The sequence below is a fragment of the Acrocarpospora corrugata genome, from assembly GCF_009687845.1.
In the GTDB taxonomy this organism is placed as follows: domain Bacteria; phylum Actinomycetota; class Actinomycetes; order Streptosporangiales; family Streptosporangiaceae; genus Acrocarpospora; species Acrocarpospora corrugata.
In genome coordinates this window covers 47,040-53,060 of record NZ_BLAD01000093.1, presented here as the reverse complement: position 1 = coordinate 53,060, position 6,021 = coordinate 47,040, and the positions used below count along the sequence as shown (strand labels likewise).

4 protein-coding genes are annotated in these 6,021 nt (G+C 73.0%); 2 read left to right on the top strand and 2 right to left on the bottom strand.

Annotated elements, in window-relative coordinates; translation table 11 throughout:
* Window positions 1-656: amidase family protein (locus Acor_RS35545; protein WP_246239552.1), on the top strand; the 656-nt coding region annotated here is incomplete at its 5' end.
* On the opposite strand, the gene Acor_RS35540 is transcribed toward Acor_RS35545, so the two are convergent.
* Window positions 653-4,948, bottom strand: coding sequence for a cation-translocating P-type ATPase (locus Acor_RS35540; RefSeq protein WP_218034683.1), 4,296 nt, complete (start codon window positions 4,946-4,948; stop codon window positions 653-655). The genes Acor_RS35545 and Acor_RS35540 overlap by 4 nt on opposite strands.
* 156 nt (window positions 4,949-5,104) lie before the next feature.
* Window positions 5,105-5,242 carry a hypothetical protein gene (locus Acor_RS35535; protein WP_155341160.1) on the bottom strand — a complete coding sequence of 46 codons (138 nt, stop codon included), beginning with the start codon at window positions 5,240-5,242 and terminating at the stop codon, window positions 5,105-5,107.
* A gap of 306 nt (window positions 5,243-5,548) precedes the next feature.
* Between Acor_RS35535 and Acor_RS45050 the strand changes: the two genes are divergently transcribed.
* On the top strand, window positions 5,549-6,010 hold the full coding sequence (locus tag Acor_RS45050) for a hypothetical protein (protein ID WP_155341159.1): 462 nt from the start codon (window positions 5,549-5,551) through the stop codon (window positions 6,008-6,010).
* Window positions 6,011-6,021 lie beyond the last annotated feature (11 nt).

The following is a 6,021-nucleotide window of genomic DNA, read 5'->3' as shown; positions in this document are numbered from 1 at the left end:
TGCGGATCGCGGTGACCACCGAGCCCTGGTCGGGGGTGGGCGTGGACGGCGAAGTGGCCGCCGCGACCATCCAGGCCGCGGGCACGCTGGAGCGGCTCGGCCACACCGTCACCACCTCCCGGCCCGAACTCGACTGGGAGGACGTGCTGGCGAGCACGGTCATGGAGGGAGTCGCGATCGGCTCGCTGATGTTAAGGGCGCCCCGGCAACCCGACCCGGCCGCGCTGGAGGCGGTCTCCCGGGAGCTGCTGCGGGTGGCGGGCGAGTACACCGCGCTCGACATGATGGCCGGATTCGACGCCCAGAACCGGGTGACCCGCTCGGTGGCCGGATTCTTCACCGGACACGACCTGCTGGTCACCCCGACCCTCGGGCAGCTGCCCGCGCCGCACGGCACGCTGCGCTACGACGACCCCGGCCACACCCTGCGTTCGTGGCTGGACTCGCTGTTCGAGTACGGCCCGTTCACCATGGTGTTCAACGTCTCCGGCCACCCGGCGATCAGCCTGCCGCTGGGCCACAGCCAGAGCGGACTCCCGATCGGCGTGCAGCTCATCGCCGGGTACGGCCGTGAGGACCTGCTCTTCCAGGTCGCCGCCCAACTGGAACAGGCGACGCCCTGGAAGCAGCGGACCCCCGGGTTCTTCGTCGGCTAGGCCTTGATCGGGAGAGCCTTCTGATGCTCTGCCAGCGCCAGGCCGGTCGCGGTGGCGGCCGTGGCGCTGCCCAGGGCGATCAGCCAGCCCAGCGGCCCGATGGGCCGGCAGCCGAACACGGTGCTCACCCCGGGAATGGAGACGATCAGCCCGAGACCGGCCAGCGAGACGGCGGCCGCGGCCAGGACGGTGCGGTCGCCGCGGCTCACCGCCATCGTCTGCATCAGCTGCGCCGACACCAGCGCGACCAGGGCGATCGTGCTGGTGTTCCAGCGCGGGCCGGTCATGCCGTCCAGCAGGGCGGCGAGGGTGGCCGCCGCGGCGGTGACGCCCGCGCGGAGCACGATGTCGCGGCCCAGCGGCTCGCCCAGGGACGACTCGGGGCCTTCGGCGAGCAGCTGCTCGGCGCTGGTCCCGGCCGGGGGCCGCACCGCCACCGCCAGCGCGGGCAGCATGTCGGTGAGCAGGTTGATCAGCAGCAGCTGGCGGGCGTTCAGGGCCGCCGCGCCGCCCAGGGCGCCCGCTCCGACGGTGTAGGCGACCTCGCCGAGGTTCCCGCCGAGCAGGATGGCCAGGGCGTCGCGCACCGAGGTCCACATGGCGCGGCCCTCGGCGATCGCGTCGGTGATGGTCTCGATCCGGTCGTCGGTCACCACCACGTCGGCCGCGCCGCGGGCGGCCGGCGTCGCGTCCGCGCCCAGGGCGATGCCCACGTCGGCGAGGCGGATGGCCGGGGCGTCGTTGGCGCCGTCGCCGGTGACCGCGACCACCCGGCCGCTGTCGCGGAACGCCTTGACGATGCGTGCCTTCTGGGCGGGGGTGGTCCGGGCGAACACCGCGACGTGCGGCAGCACCGCGGCCAGCTCCCGGTCCTGGAGCGCGTCGAGTTCGGCGCCGGTCAGGATCCGCCCGCCGTTGAGCGCGTTGAGCTCGGCGGCGATCGCCTCGGCGGTGCTGGGGTGGTCCCCGGTGACGATGACGTGCCGTACCCCGGCCTGCTGCAGGCGGGCGACCCCCAGCGCGGCGGTGGCCCGGACCGGATCGGCCAGGGCGACCAGGCCGAGCATGGTCAGGCCGTCGATGCGCGCCTCGTCCAGGTCGCGGCGGTCGGAGGCGGGCCGCTCGGCGACGGCGAGCACCCGGTAGCCCTGGCGGGCCAGGCGATCCACCTGCTGGTAGAGCTCTTCGCGGGTCTTGTCCTCCAGCGGCTGCTCGGCGCCGTCGATCAGCCAGCGCGCGCACCGCTCCAGCACGATCTCGGGCGCGCCCTTCACGCTCAGCAGCTGGCCGCCGGGGGCCTGGCCGAGCGCGGCGTGGTAGCCGCGTCCGGGTTCGAACGGCAGCTCGTCTACCAGCCGCCAGTCGCCGGTGCCGACGTCGGCGCGGGCCGCGCCGTCCACCACGGCCCGGTCGGTCGGGTGCGGCAGCGCCTCCCCGGGCGTCGGGCAGGCCCGTACGGCCGTGACCAGCACGCGGAGCAGCTCAGGGGAGAGCCGGCTGACCGGGCACTCGACCCGCCCGTCACTGACCCTGCGCAACCGGATGCGCCCCTCGGTGAGGGTGCCGGTCTTGTCGAAGCACAGCACGTCCACCCGGCCCAGCGTCTCGATCGTGCCGGGATTGCGTACCAGCACCCCGCGCTTGGACAGCCGTTTCGCCGACGCCAGCTCGGCCACCGAGGCGACGAACGGCAGCCCCTCCGGCACCGCGGCCACCGCCAGGCTCACCGCCTGCCCCAGCGCCGGGCCGAGTGTCTGCCCGCGCAGCAGGTTCAGCAGGATCAGCACGCCCCCCGCGCCGACCGACAACGGCAGGATGCGCTGGGTGAGCTCGCGCAGCCGGGCCTCCACCCCGCCGGTCGGCGGGCCCTCCGCGGCCGTCCGGGCGCTGCGTCCCGCCTCGGTCGCCGCCCCGACGGCCACGACCACGCAGATCGCGGATCCGGCGGCGACGGTCGTCCCCTGGTACACCATGGACCGCCGGTCGGCCACGGACTGGGCGGCCACCGGCTGGGCGGTCTTGAGCACCGGCAGCGACTCCCCGGTCAGGGAGGATTCGTCCACCTCCAGGTTGTCGGCCTGAATCAGGCGGCAGTCGGCCGGTACGGCGTCGCCCGCCACCAGTTCGATCACGTCCCCGGGGACCAGGTTCTCCGCCTCGGTCTCCAGCATCCTGTCCTCGCGGCGGAGCCGGGTCCGTACGGCGGTGGCGGCCAGCAGGTCGTCCAGCGCGCGATCGGCGCCCTGCCGCTGCATGCCGCCGATCAGCGCGTTCACGCCGAGCACGCCCCCGATGAGCGCGGCGTCCGCCACCGAGCCCACCACGGCAGACACGCCCGCCCCGGCCGCCAGGACCGGCGTGAGCGGATTGGCCAGCTCCTCGCAGAACGCCCGGAACAGCCCCGGACGGGCCTCGGTGGCCGGGGCGGCGACCCGGCGGCGTTCGGCCTCGCCCTCGGCGAGCCCCTGCGGGGTGGTGCGCAGGCGGTCGAGCACGGCCCGTACGGGCATGGCGTGCCAGGCGGTGGGGTCCTCCGGGATCGGCGCGGGACGGCGCAGCGTGGTCCGGGCCGTCCACAGGCCCACCCCGAGGGCGATTCCGGCCGCCAGGTTGACCGTCGCGTAGGCCGAGCGCCCGTCGACGGGCGTCGCCAGCGCCAGCAGCACCGCGCAGCAGGAGCCGGCGAACGCGAGCTGGGCGCTGCGCCTGCTGGTGGTCCTGGCCGCGCCGGCCGCGCCGACCAGCAGCACCGCTCCGGCCAGGTCGCAGCTCACATCGGCGGTCCAGCGGCGGCGCTGCCCCGACTCGATGCCGATGCCCAGGTCCGCGGCGGCCAGGGCCGCCTTGCCCGCGGCGGAGACGACCGCGACGCCGTGCCCGGCCACCTGGAGCGCGCGCACCTCCGCGGCGAGCCGCCGGCCGCCGGCCACGGCGCCGGCCACGCCGAGGCGGCGCCCCACGTCCTGCGGCCCGCCGGCCAGCAGGACGGTGCCCGCCGATTCGGCCGCCTCGATCAGCGGCCTGGCCAGCGGATGCAGCTCGGCGATCATGGTCACCTGGGCGACGGGGCGCCCGTCCCGGGTGAGGGTGAGCGTGCCGTCGGCCTTGCCGTCCGGCTCGACGGTCCAGGCCGCCTGCTCGCGCCGCTGCCATGGATCGGCCGGGTCGACCAGTTCGTGGGCGACCGCGTGCACTTCGGCGGCGTCGAGGTCCGGCCTCTCGGCCGCCTCGATGTGGTGGATCGTCCAGCGTCCGGACATCAGCGCGTCCGCGTCGACGACCACGGTGTCGATCCGGTCCAGGCGGCGCAGCGCGCGGTGGTTGAGCACCAGCACGTCCCGCCCGGCCAGGCCGCGGCCGAGTTCGGCGCCGAAGGCGTCTCGGCCCAGCCGCGCGGCCTTCGGCGCGGCAGCCGCCAGCAGGGCCAGTTCGCGGCCCCGGAAGCGGCCGAGGGCGGCGGTCAGTCCGTAGGCCCCCAGCCCGAGGGGTACGGCCCGGTCGCAGTAGCGCTCGATCGGGCCGGGCGGGAGCGGGACCGGGCGCTGGAGCCGTACGCATGGCTGGGACCGGTGTGAGCCGGTGCCGGCCGCCCTGGTCCAGGCGTGGTGGTGGGCACGGGACTCGGCCAGCAGCAGGCCGGCGCCGGCGGTGTCGATGAGCTGGCCCAGGGGGCGGAACGACAGCACATTGGCGAGGGTGGTCGAGATCCCGAACAGGGCGTCGGCGGAGGGCTCGTCGAGCCGCTCGGCCACCAGGTTCCGCAGCCACGGGTAGGAGTCGGCCAGCGAGACCAGCAGGGGTACGGCCGGCGGCAGCCCCCGTAGCCCGGTCACCCGGCCGGCCGCCGACACGCCGAGCCCGGCCAGCCGTACCCCGAATCCGAGCTTGGCCGCGGGCACGTCCGGCAGGGTCACCCCGCTGGCGTACGGCGCGGAGCCAAGATCGTGCTCGCTCTCGGTCTCCTCGATCAACGAGATCAGATCGTCCTCGTCGAGCGCCTCGCCCGCCAGGTAGACGTATCCGAGCGACCGGTTGACCTCGGTCCGCGTCACTCCGTGGATCTTCGCGAGACGTCGTTCGAGGGTCTCGGCCGCGGCCTCCATGCCGGGCAGGTGCAATCCCCGCACCTCGACGCAGAGACCGCTCGTCCCGGCCGGCCAGGTACGCCGCCGGGATCGTCGGCTTGGCGCCGCGAGAGTCTCCGCGATCTTGCCGGTTTCGCCCCGGACCAGCCCAGGAACCGGGAAAGATCTAATCATTCCGGTGGCCAGAGTCAGTATCTGCCCGAACATGCCGTGATCCCCCAATAGACGCCAGACGCCGTTTCGGGGGGAGGATTCAGGCTCTGATGTTAGCCGTGTGGTGATCAGCGGGGCGGTCGACCCGGCACGAAACCGTCAGAGTTAACGCAATGATGACACTTGTCACCCATGGCCTTGAAGCGGACATCAGGCGGTGGCGAATCCACCCTGGGGGGTGAGCCGCCGTACGGCGACCTGGATCACGACCCTGATCAGGTGGGCGACGAGCGCCTCGACGGCGAGGACGGCCGCCTTGGTGAGCAACGAACTGAGAAAAGCGGGCATTGGTACCTCCACAGATGATTTACCATTTTCTACCATAATCCACCCTTACCAGCACAAACTTCACGCTTTGTACATCCGGTGAACTTTCAGTGACCTCTGGGTTGATGGCCTGGCCGGGCCGTCAGAGTCATTGAACCCTGACATTTCGGCATATATGGCATCAAAAACCATGATGATCATGCTTCTGCCTGGTTGGGCGGGGAATGATCGAAAAGATCGAAGTTCCTGTGGGGGCACGCCCGAACATGGACGGGGAGTCCCCCGCACGTGTCCCCGTCCCTGAATAGATGGGGGAGGAAGGGATCTATGACTGTCACCGAAACCAAGAAGACCTTGGACAAGCAGTCCCAGGACGACCTGTTCGAGGTGAACCTGCCGATGATGAGCCTTCAGGTGCACCGGCCGCACATGCAGCTGCCGCACCCGGGCAAGGCGGAGGCCCAGCAGGCGATGCGTACGGCGAAGTCGATGATGCCCACGTCGGAGCGGATCGTCTACTACGGCGGACTGGGCGCGCTCGCCGTCCTCGGCGTGATCGAATGGCCCATCGCGGCCGCGATCGGGATTGGAACGATGGTCGCATCCCACGCCAGAGCCGCCGTCAAGACCACCAAGCCGACCCCGGCCGCCGACGCGAAGCCGGCCCGAGCCGCCGCCGCCAAGACGGCCAGGGCCCAGGCGGCCGACGCCAAGATGGCCAGGCCGGCCCCGAAGCGGGCACCCACCAGGCCGAGGGCCGGCGCGGCTCGCGGCCGCAAGCAGGCCTGACCCGAAACCGG

Excerpts from the sequence above, each read along its gene's own strand:
- Acor_RS35540 (WP_218034683.1), bottom strand. The coding sequence starts at position 4,948 with ATGTTCGGGCAGATACTGACTCTGGCCACCGGAATGATTAGATCTTTC.
- Acor_RS45050 (WP_155341159.1), top strand. The coding sequence starts at position 5,549 with ATGACTGTCACCGAAACCAAGAAGACCTTGGACAAGCAGTCCCAGGAC.
- Acor_RS35535 (WP_155341160.1), bottom strand. The coding sequence starts at position 5,242 with ATGCCCGCTTTTCTCAGTTCGTTGCTCACCAAGGCGGCCGTCCTCGCC.